This window comes from Frankia sp. CcI156 (assembly GCF_001983015.1).
Classification (GTDB): domain Bacteria; phylum Actinomycetota; class Actinomycetes; order Frankiales; family Frankiaceae; genus Frankia; species Frankia casuarinae.
Window position 1 is genome coordinate 1 of the sequence record NZ_MOMD01000130.1, and the last position, 1,962, is coordinate 1,962.

The following is a 1,962-nucleotide window of genomic DNA, read 5'->3' on the forward strand; positions in this document are numbered from 1 at the left end:
CCCGCCAGCGATGGACGATCTGCACCACCCCTTGGTTGCACACGCACTTGTAGGACGGCTCGGCAGTCTTCGTCGTCGGTGTGGCCCGGGTGCCCGCCGCGGCTCGGCCCCACGCGGCGGGCTCGGGATCTGCGCGGATGACGGCCGAGTTGCCACCCAGGGCGCCCTGGCCAGTGCGCATGGCCAGTGCGCCCTGGCCTCCGGGCCGACTGTCTCTGTGGCCGATTCGAGCCGCGAGTTCTGCCTTAACTTCACGCCACTTGAGCGTAGACTGAGATCGTGACGACGCTGCCCTTCACGGATGCTCGGAACCGCCTCTCGGAGCTGCTCGACGACGTCGAGCGAACCCATGACCGGGTAGAGATCACACGCCATGGTCATGCCGTGGCGATCCTCGTCTCGCCTGACGACCTCGCGGCGCTGGAGGAGACCGTCGAGGTGTTGTCGAACCGCGAGACCATGCGGCAGTTGGCCGAGTCCCGCGCCGCTATCGAGGCCGGCGACGTGCTTGACGCCGAGGACCTGGCGGCGCTCATGGCCAAGCGCGCCGCGCCGGATGCCAGGAGACGCTCGTCATGACGGGCGCTGCCGGGCCGTACCGTCTTGAGATCACCGGTCCGGCGGCCCGCGCGCTTGCTGGACGTATACCGGAAAAGGTCGCCACGGCCGTACACGAGTTCATCACCACGACGCTCCTGGAGAACCCGCACAGGCTCGGTAAGCGTCTCCTCTACCCGCCCTACGCTGGAACCTGGTCGGCGCGGCGAGGCATGTACCGGGTGCTCTATGAGATTGACGAAGAGAACCGCATCGTTCTCGTGACCGCCGTAGAGCACCGCGCCGACGCATACCGCGGGCGTTGAGCGGCGAGACCGCAGCGTGCCGGTACGAGCACCGCCGATGTCCCCCTGCTTGCACATATGGCGCCGGAAGCCTGACGAAGCACCGACCCCTTCCTCACGCGTCCGTTGCCTTGCTCCAGCGGGGCTGCCGCCGCGAGCAAACGCAGTCCTGTCCGCCGACGACTTCGGTCAACTCCTCACCTCAGTGAGCCTTTCCGCGCAACGATCGATAGCTCTGCGTGAGCATCACGGACGGTAGGCGGCTGGGTGGCTGAAGGGGGGCGGTGACAACGGAAGCTCACCAGTCGTGAGCAGGCGGTGCTCGTGCTGCGCTGGTTCGCCGACGCCACCCGGGTCACCCAGGTGCGGCGGGCGTTCACCTCAACAACCGTCCGCCCGGCGCTTTCAGCCTTGGCACGCAGTGCGTTGAGGAACACCCCCCACCCGGCGTCGAGGATCGACGTGTTAAGCCCAGTCTTGGCGGCCTGCCCGTTGGGCAGGAACGCTCCCGGCCGGTCGGGGTCAGGCTTGGGCGCGGCCCGCTTGACCATACTCTTGATGTTAAGTTTTTCGACGGCGATCAGGTCGTGGTCGCGGACGAGTTCGAGCGCGGTCTTGTTCGCGAGATCGACCCGCTGCCGGGCGACTGCGCGGGACCGCGCCGCAACCCGTGCCACGGCCTTCTTCCGTCGCTTCGAGCCCCACTTCTTGCGGGACAGGTCTCGCTGCGCGTCGGCAAGGCGTTCGGCGGACCGTTCGAGGAAACGCGGGTTGCCGTAGTGGTCGCCGTTCGAGGTAGTCACCAACGACGCGACCCCGACATCCAGGCCGACCACCGCGCCCGTGGGTTCCACSACCGCGGCGGGAACGTCGTCACACGAGAGCACGAGGTACCAGCGGGCACCGTTGCATCGTGATGATCGATAGCGCTCATCACCTATGCCGCCTCGCCTCTCGGTGAGGCGCCCCCGGTCTGACCGGCCGTGGCCGTGCCGGGTTCCCGCTTCCCAGCCACCTGCCCGCTCGCGCGGGTCTTCTGGTCGGCTCCACGGGCGTTTTCCGTCTCCGGTGTACTGGCGGCGACGAGGTGGTGCAGGTTGATCGCGGCGTTGTGGTCGCG

General features: G+C 67.9%; 4 protein-coding genes and 1 pseudogene. 2 read left to right on the forward strand and 3 right to left on the reverse strand.

What is annotated here, in order from left to right:
- On the reverse strand, positions 1 to 181 hold a 181-nt coding region (locus tag CcI156_RS26090), incomplete at its 3' end, for a hypothetical protein (protein WP_175637665.1).
- A 98-nt stretch (positions 182 to 279) separates the two neighbouring features.
- Here CcI156_RS26090 and CcI156_RS23645 point away from each other — a divergent pair.
- Both CcI156_RS23645 and CcI156_RS23650 read left to right on the forward strand, forming a co-directional pair.
- Positions 280 to 579 carry a type II toxin-antitoxin system Phd/YefM family antitoxin gene (locus CcI156_RS23645; RefSeq protein WP_023842225.1) on the forward strand — a complete coding sequence of 100 codons (300 nt, stop codon included), beginning with the start codon at positions 280 to 282 and terminating at the stop codon, positions 577 to 579.
- Entirely contained in the window at positions 576 to 863 is a 288-nt protein-coding gene (locus tag CcI156_RS23650; RefSeq protein WP_011437076.1) for a type II toxin-antitoxin system RelE/ParE family toxin, read from the forward strand. The genes CcI156_RS23645 and CcI156_RS23650 overlap by 4 nt, the downstream gene beginning before the upstream one ends.
- A 176-nt stretch (positions 864 to 1,039) precedes the next feature.
- Here CcI156_RS23650 and CcI156_RS23655 read toward each other — a convergent pair whose 3' ends face one another.
- Positions 1,040 to 1,729 (reverse strand): RNA-guided endonuclease TnpB family protein, encoded by a 690-nt coding sequence (locus CcI156_RS23655; protein ID WP_076808336.1) that lies wholly within the window; start codon positions 1,727 to 1,729, stop codon positions 1,040 to 1,042.
- 50 nt (positions 1,730 to 1,779) lie between these two features.
- Positions 1,780 to 1,962, reverse strand: a pseudogene (locus CcI156_RS26465) (IS607 family element RNA-guided endonuclease TnpB); the annotation flags it as partial.

What these genes read in the sequence shown, in the direction of transcription:
- CcI156_RS23650 (WP_011437076.1), top strand. Translation starts at nt 576, where the DNA reads ATGACGGGCGCTGCCGGGCCGTACCGTCTTGAGATCACCGGTCCGGCG.